23 protein-coding genes are annotated in these 20,900 nt (G+C 56.2%); 10 read left to right on the plus strand and 13 right to left on the minus strand.

The window, feature by feature from the left end:
- Positions 1-79: 79 nt before the first annotated feature.
- The 5 genes from pgpB (at position 80) to yciH (ending at position 3,724) form a co-directional block, all read left to right on the plus strand.
- Positions 80-844 carry a phosphatidylglycerophosphatase B gene (gene pgpB, locus ACRDD5_RS04615; RefSeq protein ID WP_271284185.1) on the plus strand — a complete coding sequence of 255 codons (765 nt, stop codon included), beginning with the start codon at positions 80-82 and terminating at the stop codon, positions 842-844.
- A gap of 152 nt (positions 845-996) precedes the next feature.
- Complete coding sequence (locus ACRDD5_RS04620) at positions 997-1,305, plus strand: LapA family protein (RefSeq protein ID WP_271284186.1); 309 nt, start codon at positions 997-999, stop codon at positions 1,303-1,305.
- 6 nt (positions 1,306-1,311) lie between these two features.
- Positions 1,312-2,481: a lipopolysaccharide assembly protein LapB gene (lapB, locus tag ACRDD5_RS04625; RefSeq protein ID WP_271284187.1), complete on the plus strand. Its 1,170-nt coding sequence runs from the start codon at positions 1,312-1,314 to the stop codon at positions 2,479-2,481.
- Positions 2,482-2,663: 182 nt separating this feature from the next.
- On the plus strand, positions 2,664-3,398 hold the full coding sequence (gene pyrF, locus ACRDD5_RS04630) for an orotidine-5'-phosphate decarboxylase (RefSeq protein WP_271284188.1): 735 nt from the start codon (positions 2,664-2,666) through the stop codon (positions 3,396-3,398).
- Positions 3,398-3,724: a stress response translation initiation inhibitor YciH gene (gene yciH / locus ACRDD5_RS04635; RefSeq protein ID WP_438676060.1), complete on the plus strand. Its 327-nt coding sequence runs from the start codon at positions 3,398-3,400 to the stop codon at positions 3,722-3,724. The genes pyrF and yciH overlap by 1 nt, the downstream gene beginning before the upstream one ends.
- A 103-nt stretch (positions 3,725-3,827) precedes the next feature.
- Here the strand turns inward: yciH and osmB are convergent, their stop codons facing one another.
- The 3 genes from osmB to yciZ all read right to left on the minus strand — a co-directional run bounded on the left by osmB (position 3,828) and on the right by yciZ (position 5,320).
- A complete protein-coding gene (gene osmB, locus ACRDD5_RS04640) occupies positions 3,828-4,052 on the minus strand; it encodes an osmotically-inducible lipoprotein OsmB (RefSeq protein WP_438676061.1) in 225 nt (74 codons plus the stop codon).
- Between the two features lie 266 nt (positions 4,053-4,318).
- Positions 4,319-5,071 carry a DNA-binding transcriptional regulator YciT gene (gene yciT / locus ACRDD5_RS04645; RefSeq protein WP_271284191.1) on the minus strand — a complete coding sequence of 251 codons (753 nt, stop codon included), beginning with the start codon at positions 5,069-5,071 and terminating at the stop codon, positions 4,319-4,321.
- 66 nt (positions 5,072-5,137) lie between these two features.
- On the minus strand, positions 5,138-5,320 hold the full coding sequence (yciZ, locus tag ACRDD5_RS04650; protein ID WP_271284192.1) for a protein YciZ/DeoL: 183 nt from the start codon (positions 5,318-5,320) through the stop codon (positions 5,138-5,140).
- Positions 5,321-5,513: 193 nt separating this feature from the next.
- Between yciZ and ACRDD5_RS04655 the strand changes: the two genes are divergently transcribed.
- A complete protein-coding gene (locus ACRDD5_RS04655; RefSeq protein ID WP_271284193.1) occupies positions 5,514-6,383 on the plus strand; it encodes a crotonase/enoyl-CoA hydratase family protein in 870 nt (289 codons plus the stop codon).
- Here the strand turns inward: ACRDD5_RS04655 and pdeR are convergent.
- The 10 genes from pdeR to pspF form a co-directional block, all read right to left on the minus strand.
- A complete protein-coding gene (gene pdeR / locus ACRDD5_RS04660) occupies positions 6,380-8,371 on the minus strand; it encodes a cyclic di-GMP phosphodiesterase (protein ID WP_271284194.1) in 1,992 nt (663 codons plus the stop codon). The genes ACRDD5_RS04655 and pdeR overlap by 4 nt on opposite strands.
- Positions 8,372-8,697: 326 nt before the next feature.
- Complete coding sequence (locus ACRDD5_RS04665) at positions 8,698-10,632, minus strand: exoribonuclease II (protein WP_271284195.1); 1,935 nt, start codon at positions 10,630-10,632, stop codon at positions 8,698-8,700.
- Positions 10,633-10,720: 88 nt separating this feature from the next.
- Positions 10,721-11,728 carry a CMD domain-containing protein gene (locus ACRDD5_RS04670; protein WP_438676062.1) on the minus strand — a complete coding sequence of 336 codons (1,008 nt, stop codon included), beginning with the start codon at positions 11,726-11,728 and terminating at the stop codon, positions 10,721-10,723.
- A gap of 184 nt (positions 11,729-11,912) precedes the next feature.
- Positions 11,913-12,701, minus strand: coding sequence for an enoyl-ACP reductase FabI (gene fabI / locus ACRDD5_RS04675; protein WP_271284197.1), 789 nt, complete (start codon positions 12,699-12,701; stop codon positions 11,913-11,915).
- A gap of 123 nt (positions 12,702-12,824) precedes the next feature.
- Positions 12,825-13,631: a putrescine export ABC transporter ATP-binding protein SapF gene (gene sapF, locus ACRDD5_RS04680; protein ID WP_438676063.1), complete on the minus strand. Its 807-nt coding sequence runs from the start codon at positions 13,629-13,631 to the stop codon at positions 12,825-12,827.
- 1 nt (position 13,632) lies between these two features.
- Positions 13,633-14,625, minus strand: coding sequence for a putrescine export ABC transporter ATP-binding protein SapD (sapD, locus tag ACRDD5_RS04685; RefSeq protein WP_271284199.1), 993 nt, complete (start codon positions 14,623-14,625; stop codon positions 13,633-13,635).
- On the minus strand, positions 14,625-15,515 hold the full coding sequence (gene sapC / locus ACRDD5_RS04690; protein ID WP_271284200.1) for a putrescine export ABC transporter permease SapC: 891 nt from the start codon (positions 15,513-15,515) through the stop codon (positions 14,625-14,627). Before sapC ends, sapD begins: the two co-directional genes overlap by 1 nt.
- Positions 15,502-16,467: a putrescine export ABC transporter permease SapB gene (sapB, locus tag ACRDD5_RS04695; protein ID WP_271284201.1), complete on the minus strand. Its 966-nt coding sequence runs from the start codon at positions 16,465-16,467 to the stop codon at positions 15,502-15,504. Before sapB ends, sapC begins: the two co-directional genes overlap by 14 nt.
- Positions 16,464-18,104: an ABC transporter substrate-binding protein SapA gene (gene sapA / locus ACRDD5_RS04700; protein ID WP_271284202.1), complete on the minus strand. Its 1,641-nt coding sequence runs from the start codon at positions 18,102-18,104 to the stop codon at positions 16,464-16,466. The genes sapB and sapA overlap by 4 nt, the downstream gene beginning before the upstream one ends.
- 88 nt (positions 18,105-18,192) lie before the next feature.
- Complete coding sequence (gene pspF / locus ACRDD5_RS04705; protein WP_438676064.1) at positions 18,193-19,170, minus strand: phage shock protein operon transcriptional activator; 978 nt, start codon at positions 19,168-19,170, stop codon at positions 18,193-18,195.
- Between the two features lie 166 nt (positions 19,171-19,336).
- Here pspF and pspA point away from each other — a divergent pair, with 166 nt between their 5' ends.
- Genes pspA through pspD form a run of 4 tightly spaced genes read left to right on the plus strand, consistent with a single transcriptional unit; the run spans position 19,337 to position 20,882 of the window.
- Positions 19,337-20,005, plus strand: coding sequence for a phage shock protein PspA (gene pspA / locus ACRDD5_RS04710; RefSeq protein ID WP_438676065.1), 669 nt, complete (start codon positions 19,337-19,339; stop codon positions 20,003-20,005).
- A gap of 57 nt (positions 20,006-20,062) precedes the next feature.
- Positions 20,063-20,287 (plus strand): envelope stress response membrane protein PspB, encoded by a 225-nt coding sequence (pspB, locus tag ACRDD5_RS04715; protein WP_271267480.1) that lies wholly within the window; start codon positions 20,063-20,065, stop codon positions 20,285-20,287.
- A complete protein-coding gene (gene pspC / locus ACRDD5_RS04720) occupies positions 20,287-20,646 on the plus strand; it encodes an envelope stress response membrane protein PspC (RefSeq protein ID WP_438676066.1) in 360 nt (119 codons plus the stop codon). The genes pspB and pspC overlap by 1 nt, the downstream gene beginning before the upstream one ends.
- A 14-nt stretch (positions 20,647-20,660) precedes the next feature.
- The gene (gene pspD / locus ACRDD5_RS04725; protein ID WP_271284207.1) at positions 20,661-20,882 is read left to right on the plus strand and encodes a phage shock protein PspD; all 222 of its coding nucleotides are present in this window, start codon (positions 20,661-20,663) and stop codon (positions 20,880-20,882) included.
- Positions 20,883-20,900: the final 18 nt, after the last annotated feature.

Genomic DNA, 20,900 nt, shown 5'->3' on the forward strand with positions numbered 1-20,900 from the left:
TTAAACGCACAATCCGACATTTTTACCCTGATGTTAATTTTCGGTTATGATTGTGAGGCTTATCGAAAAAGGAGACGACATGCTTACTATTGCCCGTCGCACGGCGGTTGGTGCAGGTATCCTGCTCATCATGCCTGCAGCCGTCTGGATCTCGGGCTGGCAATGGCAGCCGGGGCCTGACAGTGGATGGCTCAAAGCGCTGTTCTGGGTAACAGAAACGGTCACCCAGCCCTGGGGGATAATTACGCACACGGTGCTGTGCGGCTGGTTTTTGTGGTGCCTGCGCTTTCGCCTGCGCGCCGCCATCATGCTGTTCGCCATTCTTGGCGCGGCGATCCTTATCGGTCAGGGTGTAAAATCCTGGGTCAAGGATCGGGTTCAGGAGCCGCGGCCCTTTGTCGTGTGGCTGGAAAAAACGCACCATGTCCCGGTTACTGACTTCTACAATTTAAAGCGTAAGGCGCGCGGTGAGCTGGTAAAAGAACAGCTTAGTGAACAACAGACTATTCCGCCGTTTCTGCGCAAGCACTGGCAAAAAGAGACTGGATTTGCCTTCCCGTCCGGGCACACGATGTTCGCCGCAAGCTGGGCGCTGCTGGGTGTAGGGCTGTTGTGGCCGCGCCGACGCACCCTGACTATCGCGGTGCTGCTGGTGTGGGCTACAGGCGTGATGGGAAGCCGCTTACTGCTGGGGATGCACTGGCCGCGGGATTTGATTGTTGCCACACTGATCGCCTGGCTGCTGGTGACGCTGGCGACCTGGCTTGCCCAGCGCGTCTGTGGGCCGCTAATGCCGCCAGCGGAAGAGAACCGCGAAATCGCCAGCCGTGAGCAAGAAAGCTGACCCGGGTTGAAATAATCATATTTAGCCGCAGATCTAAGGCGAGCGCGACGCTTTTTCCGTATCGCGCCCGCCGTGAAAATGGTAATTTATAGGGCTGGCATACGCTATGTTGAACACTCTTTATTCGCTTAAACCACATAACGGGAAGTAATGTGAAATATCTACTCATTTTCTTACTGGTGTTGGCGATTTTTGTCATTTCAGTCACATTGGGTGCGCAAAACGATCAACAGGTAACGTTTAATTACCTGCTGGCACAGGGCGAGTACCGCATTTCCAGCCTGCTGGCGGTATTATTTGCCGCAGGGTTTGTTATCGGCTGGCTTATTTGTGGCCTGTTCTGGCTTAAAGTTCGGGTAACCCTTGCCCGTGCTGAACGTAAAATCAAACGTCTTGAATACCAAATTGCGCCCCCGACCGACGTTCCGGTAAGTTCAGGTGTGCCGGTAGCGAAGGAATAATCGAAGATGCTGGAGTTGTTGTTTCTGCTTTTGCCTGTTGCTGCAGCCTATGGCTGGTATATGGGCCGCAGAAGTGCGCAACAAACAAAACAGGATGAAGCGAACCGTCTCTCGCGCGACTATGTCGCCGGGGTCAACTTCCTCCTGAGCAACCAACAAGATAAAGCGGTAGACCTGTTCCTTGAGATGTTGAAAGAGGATACCGGAACCGTTGAGGCCCATCTTACCCTCGGTAACCTGTTCCGCTCGCGTGGTGAAGTTGATCGCGCTATCCGCATCCACCAGACCTTAATGGAAAGCGCGTCATTAACCTATGAACAGCGCCTGCTAGCCGTGCAGCAGCTCGGCCGCGACTACATGGCGGCGGGGATGTACGATCGTGCCGAAGACATGTTTAACCAGCTGGTGGACGAGACCGATTTTCGTATCAGCGCCCTGCAGCAGCTCCTGCAAATTTATCAGGCAACCAGCGACTGGCAGAAAGCCATCGACGTGGCCGAACGGCTGGTGAAGCTGGGTAAAGACAAGCAGCGTGGCGAAATCGCCCATTTTTACTGCGAGCTGGCGCTCCAGCAGATGGGCAACGATGACATGGATAAAGCCATGGCGCTGTTGAAGAAGGGCGCCGCCGCCGATCGCAGTAGCGCGCGCATCTCCATCATGATGGGGCGCGTCTTTATGGCCAATGGCGAGTATCAGAAAGCAGTGGAAAGCCTGCTGCGGGTCATTGACCAGGATAAAGAGCTGGTCAGTGAAACGCTGGAGATGCTGCAAACCTGCTATCAACAGTTAGGCAAACCGGAGGAGTGGGTTGCCTTCCTGCGCCGCTGCGTGGAAGAGAACACCGGGGCCATGGCGGAGCTGATGCTGGCCGACGTTGTCCAGGAGCACGAAGGCAGCGACACTGCGCAGGTGTATATCACCCGCCAGCTGCAGCGTCATCCGACCATGCGTGTGTTCCATAAGCTGATGGATTATCACCTGCACGATGCCGAAGAAGGGCGTGCCAAAGAGAGCCTGATGGTGCTACGCGACATGGTTGGCGAGCAGGTGCGCAGCAAGCCGCGCTATCGCTGCCAGAAGTGCGGCTTCACCGCCTATACGTTGTACTGGCACTGTCCGTCCTGCCGGGCATGGTCCACCATTAAGCCGATTCGCGGCCTTGATGGGCAGTAGTTTTAAAAAAACGTCCTTTTTAGTTACAACATACTAATGAGTTCTGGCCACGTTTGTCCGTGCGGCCTCTCGCCTGGCAGGAACGGAAATCGAACCTGTTAATTTTGTTGATCCGCAGGTAGAATGCACGCCGTTTATCACTCCCGCGCCGATGCGGCGCCCATCGACGAGAAGGTCCGGTCATGACGTCTGTAGCAACATCATCTTCCCGCGTAGTTACTGAATCTCCTGTAGTAGTCGCACTGGATTACAACAATCGCGATAACGCCCTCGCGTTCGTCGATCGTATCGACCCGCGCGACTGTCGTCTGAAAATCGGTAAAGAGATGTTCACCCTGTTTGGGCCGCAAATCGTTCGCGATATGCAGCAGCGCGGTTTTGACGTGTTTCTCGACCTGAAATTCCACGATATTCCTAACACCACCGCCCATGCAGTAGCCGCAGCCGCCGAGCTGGGAGTATGGATGGTTAACGTCCATGCGTCGGGTGGCGCGCGAATGATGACCGCCGCGCGCGAAGCCTTATTGCCGTTCGGGAAAGATGCGCCCCTGCTGATTGCCGTCACTGTGCTCACCAGCATGGAAGCCAGTGATTTACGCGATCTTGGTGTGACACTGTCACCTGCCGAGCATGCTGAGCGCCTTGCGCGCTTAACACATGCCTGCGGCCTCGACGGGGTGGTGTGTTCTGCGCAGGAAGCGGTGCGTTTCAAAAGCGCAATTGGTCAGGACTTCAAGCTGGTGACCCCGGGTATCCGTCCGCAGGGTAGCGATGCAGGCGATCAACGCCGAATTATGACGCCTGAGCAGGCGCTGGCAGCCGGTGTAGACTATATGGTTATCGGACGTCCGGTGACCCAGTCCGCCGATCCGGCGCAAACGCTGAAAGCCATCAACGCATCACTCAAGGGGGCATAATGGGCGACACCAATAGCCGGCTGGTCTATTCGACCGATACCGGGCGCATCGATGAACCAAAACAGACCGCAGAGCGCCCAAAGGGCGACGGTATAGTGCGCATTCAGCGCCAGACCAGTGGGCGCAAAGGTAAGGGCGTCTGTCTGGTAACGGGCATTGATGCCGATGATGCCATGCTGGTACAGATTGCTGCGGAATTAAAAAAGAAATGCGGCTGCGGCGGGGCGGTTAAAGACGGCGTCATTGAGATCCAGGGCGACAAACGCGAGCTGATCAAATCCCTGCTTGAAGCGAAAGGGATGAAAGTGAAGTTAGCTGGCGGTTGAAATAAATAAGCCACGGTCTGGACCGTGGCTTAATGTCTGGTGCGTCGTTAAGGCCTGAAAAATAGGGGCCTTAAAAATACTGCAGTGGCTACCGGTATAGTCTTTATTTGCCCACCTGATGACCGATAATCCCACCCACTGCGGCACCACCCAAGGTACCCAGCGCACTGCCGTCAGTTAACACTGCGCCACCAATCGCACCCGCACCGGCGCCAATCGCGGTGTTGCGGCTACGTTTATCCCAGCTAGAACATGCGCTCAGAGACATTACTAACGTGGTTGCCAGCAACGCAGCGGCAATTTTTTTGCTATTTAAAGTAAAAGACATAATTCATTCTCCTGAAATTTTGAATCACGGGAAAATTTCACTTTAAGTATAATTTAGAGAAATACTTAAGCGCGGTTTCCCATGAAACCTGTTCGCGCAGGTGTTAACAAGATCACGCAGGTGATAGTCACTTCCTGTTATATCGCTAACATTAATTTTACGTCTTTATTACTGATCCAACAGGTAAATAGTCTTAAAGGATTGCTCAGAATAGTCTCAGACACAATGAGGGGATTTCGCCCGACAGCGCGGGCGTAGAAGCGGATTCAGGCAGGTTTTTTGACGATATCGACGATCAGGCCGTCACGTTGTAATCTCTCGCTGTGCGCCTCTTTCAGCCCCTCATCGGTGATCACCCGGCTAAAGCGGTCGACAGGGCCCAGCGTGTAAGGATGAACCGCGCCAAACTTAGAACTGTCGGTCAGTATGATGGCTTCACAGCCTTTCTCCAGCACCGCATTGACCACGTCTGAGCGCATCATATCCCGGCCGGTAAAGCCGGTGTCTGGCTGCCAGCCGTCGATGCCAATAAACGCCTTGCTGAAATGCACCTGCTGCACGTATTGACGCGTCAGCGGGCCAACCATGCTTTCACTTTTCTTCTGGTAGATGCCGCCCAGCAAAATGACTTCGCTGCGGGTCTCTTTCAGCAGATGGGCAATGTAGCTGCTCACCGTCACGATGGTGACGTCTTTCTGCTCGGCCAGCGTGCGTGCGAGGAGGGCATTACTGCTGCCATTCTCGATAAACACCGTTTCGCCATTGTTAACCAGCGATGCGGCAAACTCCGCCAGCTCGCGCTTCAGGGCGTAGTTGTTCATCATCCGGGTTTCAACGTCTTCACTGTCCAGCGGCACAGCGTAGCCGTGCGCGCGGCGAAGGAAACTCATTTTTTCCAGAAGATTGAGATCCTGGCGGATGGTGACTTCCGACACGCCGGTCGCTTTTGCCAACTCAACGACGCTCACACGTCCTGTGTCGATCACCATCTGGAGAATATTTTGTTGTCGGGAATTCATAGCATCCATATTAAAACGGCAGTACCGTTAGTTGAAGACAGAGATAAAAAAGAGCAGGGCAGACGTTTATACTTCCCACGGCGCCTTAGGCTGTACCGTATCAGGTAATTTCTCTCCACCCGCGTGCGACAGTAATTCTGATTTTAATATCTCAAGATTACGCACCGCCGAATTCACATCACCTGCCACCAGAATATCCAGCACGGTATCAATACGTTGTGCCACTTTCAGTGCATCGATATCAGACATAATCGCGTCCCTAAAACGAAAAGGTAATAATTTCAATGATGCAGAAAATGCGGGCAAAAGAGAAGGGAAAAAGTGTGCTAAGCAAAGTACATTAACGAAAGTGATATTTTCATGCATATTTATACAGCATGCTTTAGTAGTGGATTAGTCTAATTCTGCGCGCAAGGCGCTTTTTTCTATGAGGAAATAGACTATGTCAATTAGCAATCTGGCTACCTGTAAACTCTTTACCGATTCTGCACGATTCACTCAGCTCGCGGGCTATTACGAAGAGGAAAGACGTACCCTGTGGATGATGCTGCGTTCCCAGCCACGTCCTTGTTTCAACCATGCGTTGATCGAGGAGATCATGAATATGTCGTGGCTGGTGCGTCAGTCCGGGTTTGCGGTCGATTTTTGGGTTACCGGCTCGCTGGTACCGGAGATGTACAATGCCGGTGGCGATTTGCGCTTTTTCGTTGAATGTATCCAGAATGGTCGCCGCGAAGCACTGCGTGCCTATGCCCGCGCCTGCGTGGACTGTGTGCACGCGGCCTCACGCGGCTTTGATACCGGGGCGATTTCGCTGTCGATGGTGGAGGGCAGTGCGCTCGGGGGCGGATTCGAAGCCGCGCTGGCGCACCATTTTATCCTCGCACAGCGCGACGCGCGCTTAGGCTTCCCGGAAATTGCCTTCAATCTGTTTCCGGGAATGGGGGGCTACTCGCTGGTGGCTCGACGTTCAGGCATGAAGCTGGCGGAGGAGCTGATCTATAAAGGGGAGTCCCATACCGCGGAATGGCATGAGCAACATGGTCTGGTGGACGTGCTGTTCGAACCGGGACAAGGCTTTGTGGCAACCCGAACCTTCATCGACACCTTACAACCTAAAATGAACGGCGTCAGAGCTATGCTGCGCGCCCGTCAGCGGGTTTTGCAGCTGCCACGCAGCGAGCTGATGGACATCACGGAAGATTGGGTAGATGCCGCATTCTGCCTTCAGCCGAAGGATGTCGCCTACATGCAGCGCCTGGTGATGCTGCAGGATCGCCACACCGCATCCGGCCTGCGGAAAGCCAGTTAACGCGTATTGCGTGCCTGGTAACGTTTTAACCAGCGCTCGAACGCCACAACGGGCATCGGTTTAGCAAACAGAAAACCCTGTCGTTCATTGACGCCGTTCTTAGTCAGAAAGGCGTCTTCTTTCGCACTCTCCACCCCTTCGGCAATGACCTGTAGATTTAGCGCCTGCGCAACCGCAACAATGGCGCGCACCAGCGACTGCGACACGGACTGCTTATGAATATCGCGCACAAATGCCTGATCAAGTTTAATGGCGTCGATAGGAAAGCGGGCCAGCTGTGAGAGTGAGGAGTAGCCGGTACCAAAGTCGTCAAGGTGGATCTGCGCCCCCAGCTTGCTGAACTGCTGAATAACCGACAGCGCCTGCTCTTCGTTTTCAATTAAGCAGCTTTCGGTCAGCTCGACGTCGATCGGGCAATACTCAAAATTGAGATCTTTCAGCGCCTGCTTCAGATCGCTAAAGATCGTCTGATCCGCCAGCTGGCGAGCGGAAACGTTAACCGCCACGCGTAAATTGATGCCTTTATCGCGCCATTTCGCTACCTGACGCACCACATCCAGCATCACCCAGCGCCCCAGCGGTACAATCAGCCCCGACTCTTCGGCGTAGGAGATAAACTCCAGCGGTGGGATCAGCCCACGCTCTGGCGACTGCCAGCGCACCAGCGCCTCCAGGCTGCGAATCTCGCCGCGCCAGGTCACCTTCGGCTGGTAGTGGAGCACCAGCTGATCGTTATCCAACGCCTTACGCAGGTTAGTGTCCAGCCACAGGTATTCAAATACGCGCTGATTCATTTCCGGGGAGAAGACGCAGAACTTGCCGCGCCCGTTCTCTTTGGCGGTGTACATAGCGGTATCGGCGTTGCGAATCACACTTTCCCGATCAACGCCGTGCTGCGGGGCCAGCGAGATACCCAGTGAGCAGCCGGTATAGATCTCAATTAAGCCAATTCGAAACGGTTGACGCAGCCGGGTCAGGATCCGCGAAGCCATCGCTTCAAGCGTGCCCTGCGCGGTGTCGGTTGCCAGCACGATAAATTCATCTCCGCCCAGACGGGCGAGGATCTGGCCCTCCTCGAGGCAGCTCAGGATCGCCAGCGCCACGGCCTGCAGCAGCTGATCACCAAACATATGCCCGTAGGCATCATTGACCTTTTTGAAGTTATCGAGGTCGAGATAGACCACCCCCACCTGGGTATCACCGCGCTTGTCGATGGCGTCGCTGATCAGATCGTGGATCGCATTTCGGTTAGGCAGGCCGGTAATGGTATCGGTATTGGCGAGCACGCGCAGACGCTCCTGCGCGCGGCGTTCTTCAGTAATATCCGTTCCGGAACAGATAAGAAAAATTTCATTTTTTCCGCTGCCGCTGTGTACGAATTTGTTACGAAAGAGAAACAGTCGCTGGCCTTTTCGGGTTTTAATCCAGCGCTCCACTTCATAAGAGCTGCCGTCGCGAAAAAAACTGCTGATATTGCGGCGGGAGGCGGCTGCTTCACCGCGGCTCATAAACAGGCGGAACACATTCTGGCCAATGACCTCCTGCTCCTTCATGCCGGTATATTCTTCGCTGAGGCGATTAAAGCGCTGAATGTTGCCATGGCGGTCGAGGATCACAATCACCGAGTTGGCCTCGGAAACCACCTGCTCGGCAAAGGAGAGCCCCTGGGCCAGATCGCGCGCCACGGACGGGGTATCATTCCAGGCAGAGGCGGTGCCTGCCCACTCTTTCTTGTTGATTTTACGGCCAATAAGATGCACTGGTACATCGGCACCGTACAGGGAAAGGGTCATGGTAATGCTGGAGGTGATCACCGTCATATGACGAATGTTATCGGCCTGGTCATCATTGAGGGCAATGACCTGAGTGGTATCGGCGTTTTCGCTGGCTGCCAGATGGAGCGCATTGCTGTCCACTGTCAATCGCCACCAGGGGCTATGCGTGCCCATGTAACGAAACAGCAAATTTTGCTCCAGATCGTCAATCATGCTTTCTCCCGGGCACGCTTAATTGCACGCAATGTGTGCATTTCCAGTCGGATGATCCGCAACGAGATCATGCGAGTACCGACGTAAAGTTATTGTTTTTTCCAGTAATCTTATATTAGAACGAGAATGACAAAAAAGGATACAGACGAATGAATATTCCGGTAACGGATTATGACTCTCCCCCGACAGTCTTTAATAATTGTGATCGCTTTTCACAATTTCGGGAGGAAAAGATTAAGGATAAGTGATGAATGCGAGGTTTGAAGCGGAATAAAAAATGTCGGCGCTTCCTCAAGGGAAGACACCGACATTTTACGGGCTAACGATTAGACGGCAGGGCGAGCAATGACGCTACGGGTTTCCATGCGAACTTCCGCAATCGTCACGTCGATGACCTCGGTGACTTTATAGACCTGTTCCCCTTTAATCTGGACAGTGCCATTTTCCTGGCTGCAGATTAGCTCGTCGCGCACGGCGTGCAAGAACGGGGCTGGAATAAAGGCCACTGCGCCGTTATCGACCAGACGTACGCGCATACCACCGCGGCTGACGTCGATAATCTCGGCTGCAAAGCGCGTCTCGGTCCCGGCTTTGTCTTTCAGGTAGCGGGCATACAGCCAGTCACCGACATCGCGTTCTGCCATGCGGTTCAGGCGACGACGTTCCGCCATCTGCACGGTGGTTTCATCACCCGGACGCGCAATGGATTCACCTTTAACGATCGCTTTCAGCAGGCGGTGGTTAACCATATCGCCGTACTTACGGATCGGTGAAGTCCAGGTCGCGTACGCTTCCAGGCCCAGGCCAAAGTGCGGACCCGGCTCAGTGCTGATTTCAGCAAAGGACTGGAAGCGACGAATGCGGCTGTCGAGGAAGCCGGAAGGCTGGGCATCCAGCTCGCGACGCAGCTTACAGAAGCCATCGAGGGTCAGCACTTCCTGCGGATCGACATGTACATCATGGGTTTTCAGCAGGGCAGCCAGCGCTTCGCTGTTCGCCGGGTCAAAACCGGTGTGCACGTTATAAATACCAAACCCGAGTTTGTCGCGCAGCACGCGGGCGGCGCAGATGTTAGCCGCAATCATCGACTCTTCGACGATACGGTTCGCAATGCGGCGCGGTTCGGCGACGATTTCCAGCACTTCACCTTTATCACCGAGAATAAAGCGGTAGTCAGGGCGATCTTTAAACACCAGCGCGTGGGTTTTACGCCATTCGCTGCGGCTCAGGCAGATGCGCTGCAGAAGGCGAATCTGATCGGCAATGGCGTCATTATCCGGTTTCCAGCTGCCGCTGTTTTCCAGCCAGTCAGAGACCTCGTCGTACACCAGTTTGGCTTTCGATTCGATATTTGCCGCAAAGAACGTGATGTTCTCTTCGATAGTGCCGTCGGCAGCAACGGTCATCTGGCAGGCCAGCACTGGCCGCACTTCGTTGGCGCGCAGCGAACACAGGTTATCGGACAGCTCACGCGGCAGCATCGGGATGTTAAAGCCCGGCAGATAGTTGGTGAAAGCGCGAATTTTGGCCGAGTCGTCCAGTTTGGTGCCAGCAGCAATCCATGCGGTAGGATCGGCGATCGCCACGGTCAACAGCAGTTTGCCATCTGCCGTTTCTTCCACATACAGCGCATCGTCCATATCTTCGGTGCTGGCGCTGTCGATGGTGACGAAGTTCAGGGCGGTCAGATCGCGACGCGCAAGACCTTCGTCCAGCATCTCAGTCGCTGCGCCTTCTGGTGCCTCTTTTTCCAGATTATGACGTGCCAGCGTCACCCACCACGGCACGAAGTGATCGTCGCCGAAGGTAATAAACTGGGTCAGCTCGGCATAAAAACCACGGTCGCCTTTCAGAGGATGACGGCGCATTTCAGCCACGGCCCAGTCACCCTCTTTAAAATCGTGCTCAACGCCACGTTCGGCGCGGCAGGGAATCGCGTCTCTCAGCAGAGGATGGTCCGGAATGATGGACAGACGGTCATCTTTCTTCACAACCTTACCGACAAAACGGGTCAGGAAGGGTTCAATCAATACTTCAGGTTCGGCCGATTCACGATCCTTTTCAGTATGAATCACCGCGGTAACGCGATCGCCATGCATCACTTTCTTCATCTGCGGAGGCGGGATGAAGTAGCTTTTCTGTGCATCGACTTCAAGGAAGCCAAAGCCTTTTTCCGTGGCTTTTACGACCCCTTCGGCACGCGGCGTCTGGGAATGCAGTTGCTGTTTAAGCTGCGCTAGCAGCGGGTTGTCCTGGAGCATAATGATCTATTTTGGTGGCCATTGAGCGGCTGACAGTTTTACGCGATTCTGCCTGGTACAGCAAGCGCTCTTTAGGCGATTTGTATGGTTATTCGCCCCTGCGGATGGCGATTTTGAGGCGATTAAGCCAGCCGCAAAACGCGCTCCAGGTGAGCAGGTTAATCGCCTGCGCTGCCGGAATGCCTTCATCCGTAAGGGGAGTGAAATGGGCCGCGCTGAACTGATCCGGCGAGCGGGCAAGCTGGTCCACTGCACGCGAAAGTGCGGCATCAACGGCGCCCTGCGGCGGGCTGGTGTAAAGACCGCTGAGCAGAATATCACCCGTCAGGTCGAGCTGGGCAGGCTCGTGGCACAGCACCGGCGCCAGATCCCGTAACCAGGGTTCGGCGTGCCAGCGTGCAAGCGACTCAAGCTGGTGGCTGCTGGCGTAACGTAGCTCGACTTCCGGCACCCCGTATACCCACGCATTCAGCTCGCTATCAGCGTTGTTTATCATGGCGTGCGGCGGAATATGGTGACCCGGTAGCCAGCGAACGGGATGGCCCAGCAACGCCTGACACACCGCCACTACCCGCGCCTGAAAACCAATAAAGCCGATAATCTGGTTGAGGGTGACAATGTCGTACACCGTCAGGCCCACTTCATCGAGCTGCTGCTGGGCTTTGCTGTCGATCACATCGGGGGAGCTGGCAAGCTGGCGGGCGTACTGGGTTATCTGGGCGAGGCGGCGGTTGCTTTCACGGGAAGAGTCAGGACCGGGGAGCGGGGCGAGAAGTGCGGCGTAGTAATTACACAGACGCTGGACCCCACACGCCTGGGCCACGGTCAGCGCGGTGCTGAGCCGATCGTAGGCATTGAGGGTGCGCAGGCGACATACCGGCACGCTGCGCGGGAAAAAGAGCTCACACATCGCCCGGGCCGGATTCATCCAGCGTTCGCAGGCCGTCAGCAGCGAGGCGGGTAACGCCACGTTCAGTAAAAAACGGTCGTCGACGTGTGCGGCTTCGGGAACCAAAGGCAGGACTTCCGTCGGGCTACTGCTGGACTGGGTCTCATGATACCAGTGGCCTTTGCCAGAAATTCGGCGTTGTTCCATGTGCGTTCCTTGATCTCAAAATGGCGATCAATATCCTGGCGTATGGCGGATAAGCAGAAAAATATTGTTAGGTGATAACAAATAGCAGAACGGAATAACGAAAGGGGAGCAGGGCGGAAGGAGCAGGCCCGGCAGGCCATTGCTGCCGGGCAGACTTTCCCGTGATAACGGGAAGGTAACGAACTTATTTGATTTCCAGCTCGTTCATTGCAGCGATGTTGAAACCGCCGTCAACGTGAACCACTTCACCAGAGATACCGGCAGAGAGGTCAGAGCACAGGAATGCTGCAGAGTTACCCACGTCTTCGATAGTCACGGTGCGACGAATTGGGGTGACCGCTTCGCAGTGCGCCAGCATTTTACGGAAGTCTTTGATGCCCGATGCCGCCAGAGTACGGATAGGACCGGCAGAGATACCGTTGACGCGCACGCCTTCCGGACCCATCGCGTTCGCCATGTAGCGTACGTTAGCTTCCAGAGAGGCTTTCGCCAGACCCATCACGTTGTAGTTAGGGATTGCACGCTCAGCACCCAGGTAGGACAGGGTCAGCAGCGCTGAGCCCGGATTCAGCATCTCGCGGCAGGCTTTCGCCATGGCAACGAAGCTGTAGGAGCTGATGTCGTGGGCGATTTTGAAGCCTTCGCGGGTCACGGCGTTCACGTAGTCACCATCCAGCTGATCGCCTGGTGCAAAACCGATCGAGTGAACGAAGCCGTCAAATTTCGGCCAGGTTTTTGCCAGTTCAGCAAACATGCCATCGATGCTTTCATCTTGAGCAACGTCGCATTCCAGAACAATGCTTGAACCCAGCTGCGCGGCAAACTCTTCTACGCGGCCTTTCAGCTTCTCGTTCTGGTAGGTGAATGCCAGCTCAGCGCCTTCGCGATGCATAGCCTGTGCGATGCCGTATGCGATGGACAGTTTGCTGGCAACGCCAGTCACCAGAATGCGCTTACCGGAAAGAAAACCCATAGCTCTTAATCCTTATATTCATTGTTGTGGCGGCTGTCGTCTGTTGGACAACCGTCGTTAAAACGCGGCGATGATAGCATGAGCCGCGTACAGTGTTAATCCGACCACTTCATACAGCGTGGGTCAGCGGTCTTTTCGCCATGCATCGGCGGTTAAGGCTTCGCCAAAATGACCGGCGATTAAACGTTTTGTCAGGTCGTGAAGCGGGGAGGCCAGCACCGAGGCGGTACTGCCGCGCTCCACGACCGCGCCTTCGTGCATCACCAGCACCTGGTCGCTGATGTGCTTCATCATTCCCAGGTGCTGGGTCACATAGATATAGGAGATACCCTGTTTCTCCTGCAACTCCAGCATCAGGTTGATTAACTGTGAACGCATCGACATATCCAGCGAAGCCAGCGCTTCGTCAGCGATAATGACTTTGGGCCGCAGGATCAGCGCGCGGGCGAGGCCCAGACGCTGCTTCTGGCCGGGTGCCAGCATGTGCGGATAATAGCTGACGTGATCGGGCAACAGCCCGACCATGCGCAGGGTTTCGATGATCTGCTTGCGGCGCGCGTCAAACTCGAGGTCAGTGTTCAGCCGCAGGGGGAAATCGAGGATCTGCGAGATGCGCTGGCGCGGATTCAGTGACGTTGACGGGTCCTGGAAAATCATGCGGATCCGCTGGCTGCGGAACGAGTAATCGCCAAACTTCAGCAGATGGTCGTCAATCAGCACTTCGCCATCCGACGGCTCGATCATCCCGGCCAGCATTTTCGCCAGCGTCGATTTCCCCGAACCGTTTTCGCCAATGATCGCCAGGGTCTGCTTTTCGCGCAGGGTAAAGCTCAGGGGTTTAACCGCCTCGACGGTCTGGCGATGGAACAGGCCGGTGCGATAGCGAAAGGTCTTACTCAGGTTGCGCACTTCCAGCAGGGTTTCGACCATGTCACTCTCTCTCCATGTTCAGCGGGAAATGGCAGGCATACAGATGGTTTTTGGCTCCGGCCAGCCGCGGGGTTTCAATACATTCGCGCTGGGCATACGGGCAGCGTGGCCCCAGTCGACAGCCGATCGGCAGCTGTTCCAGCAGCGGGATCGCCCCCGGCAGGGTGTTGAGGCGGCTTTTATGCGGCATCGAGCTACCAAAATCAGGGATCGCACGGATTAACGCCTGGGTATACGGATGATGTGGCGTGGCGATAAGATCTTCGCTGCCGGCGGTTTCAACCGTTTGTCCGCAGTACATAACGTCGATTTTATCCGCCCATTTGCTCAGCATCTGCAGGTCGTGGCTGATCAGCAAAATGGTGGTGTTGTTATTCTGATTCAGCCGCGTCAGCAGACGGAAAATCTGCGCCTGCGTCGTCGGTTCCATGGCGTTCGTCGGTTCATCGGCAATAAGCAGGCGCGGCTGGTTGGCCAGCGCAATAGCGATCATCACTTTCTGACACTCACCGTCGGTCAGTTCGTAGGGGAAGCTGCGCATCGCATCTTTATGATCTTTAATGCCCACCCGGTGCAGCAGTTCGATGGCCCGGCGCTTGCGCCAGCCAAAACGTCGCCACCAGCGGCCTTTGTAGGTCCAACTGGGGATGTTCTGCATCAGCTGTTTGCCCACCCGTTCCGACGGGTCGAGACAGGACTGCGGCTCCTGGAAAATCATCGAGACGTTATGGCCCACCAGCTTGCGACGCTCCCGTGCGGAGAGACGCAGCAGATCGATATCGTCAAAGCGCATGCGGTCGGCGGTGACCCGCCAGTTGTCCTTCGCCACCCCACAGATCGCCTTGGCAATCAGGCTTTTGCCGGAACCTGATTCGCCCACCAGGCCGCGGATCTCACCTTCGCTTAACGTGATGCTCACCCGGTCAACGGCCTTGACCCAGCCTTCGCCGGTTTTAAATTCAATCGTCAGATTGCGAATATCCAGTAACGGCATTATTCCACCCCCGCCACAATGGCGCGACGCACGCCGTCGCCAAGCAGGTTAACCAGCAGGACGCTTACCATAATGGCCGCGCCGGGCAGCATCACCGTCCAGGGGGCGACGTAGATCAGTTCCAGCGCGTCGCCCAGCATGGCGCCCCATTCCGGAGAGGGCAACTGCGCGCCGAGATCGAGAAAGCCAAGCGCGGCGATGTCGAGGATTGCCATCGACAACGCGCGGGTGATTTCGGTGACCATCCCGGAGGCGATATTGGGCAACACGGCAAACCACAGAATATTGGTGGTGGTTGCGCCATCCAGACGGGCGGCGACCACATACTCTTTCTCCAGCTCATCGTGAACCAGGCTGTACACCGAGCGCACCATGCGCGGCAGCAGGGCCAGCCAGACGGCAAACATCGCGTGGGTCAGATGCGGCCCGGCGAACGCCACCACGATGATCGCCAGCAGCAGAGACGGGATCGACAGCAGGGTATCCAGAATGTGGTTCATCACTGCCGAGCGCAGCCCGTGGGTGGCACCCGCGAAAATGCCCAACAGCAGGCCGCACAGGGTGGCGGCCAGGGTGACCACGAATGCGCCACCGACGGTAGGGGCCGCGCCGCTCAACAGGCGGCTTAACACATCCCGGCCCAGATCGTCGGTGCCGAGGAAGAACGACACTTCGCCGTAGCGCGACCATGAAGGCGGCAGCAGCTGATAGCCAAGGAACTGCTGGTCGAGGCCGTACGGCGCAAACCATGAACCTAACACGCACAGCAGCACCAGGCCGCCGCAGCCGTACAGGCCGATCATGGCCGTGGTGTCGCCGTAAAATTTACGCCACACGGTGCGCAGCGCACCGGGCGTGCGCTTTTCACTGTATACGCTATCGTAAGGCATACCATTCCTTATGTTTCAGCGGGTTAGCCATAGCGCCCAGAATATCGGATATCACGTTAACGATGATCACCAGCGCGCCGATGACCATCACCCCGGCGGAGATGGCGGCGTAGTCCTGCTGGCGGATGGCGTTGATCAGCCAGCGCCCCAGACCCGGCCAGCTAAAGACCATTTCGGTGATCATCGCCAGCGTCAGCATGGTGGAGAACTGCAGGCCAAGGCGCGGGATCACCGGCGGCAGGGCGTTGTGCAGCACGTGGCGACGCAGAATGGTCAGGCGCGACAGCCCGCGCGTGGCGGCGGCTTTAACATAGTTCTGATCAAACACCTCAATGGTACTGATGCGCATCAGGCGGATCACCTCGGTGGTGGGTGCCACGGCAAGCGTCAACACCGGCAGCACCATGTGCCGCACCGCGCTGACAATCATCTCGTCCCGCCAGACGGAATCGGACAGCCAGGCGTCAATAATGGCAAAGCCGGTAACGGTTTTCACCGCATACAGCAGATCAAAACGTCCGGAAACCGGCAACCAGCCGAGCGTGAGGGAGAAGAACAGCGTCAGCAGCAGCGCCAGCCAGAACACGGGCACCGAAAAGCCCAGCAGGGCCACGGCGCTGATCAGCTTGTCCTGCCATTTGTTGCGGGTGATCCCGGCGAGCATCCCGACCGGGATCCCCACCATCAGCGCAAAGCTGAACGCCAGGATACACAGCTCCATGGTGGCGGGAAACACCTCTTTAAGCTGCTCGGCAATCGGCTGGCCGTTAATGCTGGAGACGCCAAAATCCCAGTGCAGCAGCCCTTCAAACCAGAACCGCCACGCATTCCACAGCGAGGCGCCCTGCAAGGGGGCATGAGGGGTAAAATAGCTCAAGCTAAAGCCAATAAAGGTCAGACAGAAGAGGGTGACCAGCAGCAGCAGCAGCCGACGTAAGGTAAAAATAATCACGGTTTTTTCACCTCTTCTTGCTCGACGCGGGACACGCCCGCAAACGAGGCGTTACCAAACGGGCTGAGTACCAGCCCTTTAATGTCGTAACGGTACGCCTGCAGACGCAACGACGAGGCCAGCGGCAGCACCGGCAGTTCGTTCGCCAGAATCTGCTGGGCTTCATCGTAAGCATCGATGCGGGCCGAAAGCTGCTGCGTCGAGAGTGCTTTGCGCAGAATGTCGTCGAATTCACGATGGCACCAGTGGGCATAGTTGGTCTGCGAATCGATCGCCGCGCAGCTCAATAATGGCCGGAAGAAGCTGTCCGGATCGTTACTGTCCGTCGCCCAGCCTGACAGGGTTAAATCATGATTCATGTCCATCAGGCGCGCCTCCTGAAAACGGCCCTCTACCGGCACAATCACTACCTTCACACCCACCTGCGCCAGGTCGGCCTGCAGCAGCTCGGCGGTTTTCAGCGGGCTGGGGTTCCAGGCCTGCGAGCTGGTAGGCACCCACAGCTGCAGGGTGAGATTATTCGCCCCCAGCGCCTTAAGCTGTTCGCGTGCTTTATCCGGATTGTATTCCGTAATTTTAGCCTCGCTATCGTAAGCCCACGAGGCCCGAGGCAAGATTGAGGCGGCGGTTTCGGCAGTGCCGTAATAAATGGACTGCATCAGGCGCTGGTTATTGATTGCCAGTGCCAGCGCGTGGCGCACCGCGGGGTTATTCAGCGGCGGCTTATTGGTGTTAAAGGCCAGATACGCGATATTCATACCCGGGCGCAGCGTCAGGCGCAGGCGCGGATCGTCGCGCAGGATGGACAGCTGACTGGCGGCAGGCCAGGCCAGCACATCGCACTCGCCGGTCAGCAGCTTCGACAGGCGACCCGTTCCGCCAGAGCCTAAGTCGACCACCACCTGCGGCATCAGCGGCGTACCGCGCCAGAATTTTTCATGCCGCTGCAGGCGCACATACTGGCCCGCGCGATATTCGGCTATCTGGAAAGGACCGGTGCCCACCGGCTGGCGGTCAATCTGCTCCTGCTTATCCTGCAGCGTCAGCTGGGTCGCGTATTCGTCGGACATCACCGAGGCATAGTGCGTGGCCAGGTGCCACAGGAAAGAGGCATCCGGGCGTGCCAGAGTGAACTCTACCGTGCGGTTATCCAGCTTGCGTACGTTTTTAACCGTATCGGCAAACTGCAGGCTGTCGAAATAGGGGAAGCTGCCGCCGTTGACATAGTGCCATGCATGGTTGCGGTTAAAGATGCGCTGGAAGGTAAACACCACGTCGTCGGCATTGAGCTTGCGGGTCGGTTTAAACCACGGCGTGGTCTGGAAGCTGACATCATCGCGCAGCCGGAAACGGTAGGTGGCCCCGTTGTCTAACACTTCCCAGCTCTCTGCCAGCTCTGGCACCAGGCGATAAGTATAAGGATCCACATCCAGCAGGCGGTCATACAGCTGCGCGGCGAGGGTATCGACGATCAGGCCGCTGCTGGCTTTCTGTGGATTGAAGGTATTAACCTGCCCGCTAACGCAGTAGACAAAGCCGCTGTCGCGAATATCACCGCGGTTTGCTGGCGTGGGCGCGGCAATAGCCTGGCTGCATAACAGACCGAGCGCAATCAGGGACGAGAAAACCAGACGCATAATTTTTAGGGTTTTTAGTGACGATCTGCAAAGTGTATCGCACTTACACCTGCTTCGTAAAAATGTCTGCGGGTAAGTGCCGATAATGTCAGCGCATTTGATGCTTTTTGAGCAATGCCCTTAATTGATGGTAGGTCAGACCCAGCCGTTCAGCCGCGCGTTTCTGATTAAATTTTGCCTCGTTCAGGCTCTTCTCCAGCAGCTGTTTTTCCTGATCCAACTGGAACTGGCGTAAATCCAGCGGCAGGGTCGGTGAACCCGGCGTCCGCGGTGCGTCAGGCTGCGGCTGTGCAGGGCGATGAAACGGGTCGATCACAATCTGATCCAGCTCGGTCTCGCTGCTGCCGTGGCGATACACCGAACGCTCAACCACGTTTTTTAGCTCGCGGATATTGCCCGGCCAGCGATAGTCCAGCAGCGTCTCGCGGGCGCCGTCGCTAAAGCCCGGGAACAGCTGAAGGCCCAGTTCGCGGCACATCTGAATGGCGAACTGCTCAGCCAGCAGCATGATATCGCTGCGCCGCTCGCGCAGGGGCGGGAGCTGCACCACGTCAAACGCCAGCCTGTCGAGCAGGTCTGCACGGAACTTATCGTGCTCGACCATCTCCGGGAGATTGGCGTTGGTGGCGCAGACCAGCCGCACGTTCACCTGCAGGGGCTGACTGCCGCCCACCCGCTCGAGCTCGCCATACTCAATGACGCGCAGCAGTTTTTCCTGCACCAGCATCGGGGCGGTTGCCAGCTCGTCAAGGAACAATGTCCCGCCGTCGGCGCGCTCAAAGCGGCCCGGATGGCGTTTTTGCGCGCCGGTAAACGCGCCAGCCTCATGGCCAAACAGCTCCGTATCAAGCAAGTTCTCGTTCAGGGCGGCGCAGTTCAGGGAGATAAACGGCCCGTCCCAGCGCCCGGACAGGTAGTGAAGCCGGTTAGCGATCAGCTCTTTGCCGGTTCCGCGTTCGCCGATAATCAGCACCGGCTTATTGAGCGGGGCCAGGCGCGATACCTGCTCCAGCACTTCGAGAAAGCTGTTAGCTTCCCCAAGTAAATTGTCTTTAAATTCTGTCATGATGAAATTAACCACTTATTAGTGTGATTCACTAAGCGAGAGTAGAATCGATCGGGCGAAAAAGCAATCACCTTATTGAAAATCAATGACATAAAAAACTGGCACGGAAATTGTATTAGCTACTCAGCAGGGCTTAGCCCGATAACAGAAATGTGAGGATTGAATTATGGGTATTTTTTCTCGTTTTGCCGACATCGTGAACGCCAACATCAACTCTCTGCTGGAAAAGGCCGAAGATCCGCAGAAGCTGGTGCGTCTGATGATTCAGGAAATGGAAGATACGCTGGTCGAAGTGCGTTCCACCTCCGCCCGTGCGCTGGCAGAGAAAAAGCAGTTATCGCGTCGTATCGAACAAGCAACGGCTCAGCAGACCGAATGGCAGGAAAAAGCGGAGCTGGCGCTGCGTAAAGATAAAGACGATCTGGCCCGCTCGGCGCTGATCGAAAAACAGAAAATGACCGACATCGTGGCGACGCTGGAGCAGGAAGTCACGCTGGTAGATGAAACGCTCGTCCGGATGAAAAAAGAGATCGCTGAGCTTGAGAACAAACTGAGCGAAACCCGTGCGCGTCAGCAGGCATTGACCCTGCGTCATCAGGCGGCGAATTCTTCCCGCGACGTGCGTCGTCAGCTCGACAGTGGCAAAATTGATGAGGCGATGGCCCGTTTTGAGTCATTCGAACGCCGTATCGATCAGATGGAAGCCGAAGCGGAAAGCCACGGATTTGGCAAACAGAAATCGCTGGATCAGCAGTTTGCCGACCTGCAGGCCGATGATGCCATTAGCGAACAGCTGGCTGCGCTGAAAGCCAAAATGAAACAAGACAACCAATAATAACACCTGCGGCGTCATGTGCTGGCGCCGCCACTCATCGTAAGACAAGGAGTACACATGAGCGCGCTTTTCCTGGCCATTCCACTGACCATTTTCGTGCTGTTTGTTTTGCCGATCTGGCTGTGGCTGCATTACAGCAACCGTTCTTCCCGGGGCGAGCTGTCGCAAAGCGAACAGCAGCGGCTGGGACAGTTAACCGACGACGCGAAAAAAATGCGTGAACGTATTCAGGCGCTGGAAGCCATCCTGGATGCGGAACATCCGAACTGGAGGGATCGTTAATGGCCGGACTGAATCTGAATAAAAAGCTGTGGCGAATTCCCCAGCAGGGGATGGTACGCGGCGTCTGCGCCGGACTGGCGCACTACCTCGACGTGCCGGTGAAGCTGGTGCGCGTGGTCACGGTGCTCTCCATTTTCTTTGGCCTGGCCTTTATTACCCTGGTGGCCTATATCATTTTATCCTTCGTGCTGGATCCGATGCCGGACAGCGCGATGAATAGTGAAGACGCCCCCACCAGCAGTGAGCTGCTGGATGCGGTCGATGCCGAACTGGCTGCCGGTGAGCAACGTCTGCGCACAATGGAGCGATATGTCACCTCTGATACCTTCTCGCTGCGAAGCCGTTTTCGTCAGCTTTAACTGAGAGAACTGATATGAATCAACGCTGGCAACAAGCCGGGCAACAGGTCAAGCCGGGCCTTAAATTCGCAGGGAAGCTGGTTCTACTCACCGCACTGCGCTACGGCCCGGCTGGCGTGGCGGGCTGGGCGATTAAATCGGTTGCCCGCAAACCCCTCCGGATGCTGCTGGCGGTGGCACTGGAGCCGATGCTGAAAAAGCTGGCAAAACGCGTTTCCCGCCGTTACTTCTCCTGACCTCCCCCTTACCTGAGC

Source organism: Silvania sp. (assembly GCF_051656365.1).
Taxonomy (GTDB): domain Bacteria; phylum Pseudomonadota; class Gammaproteobacteria; order Enterobacterales; family Enterobacteriaceae; genus Enterobacter; species Enterobacter hatchlandensis.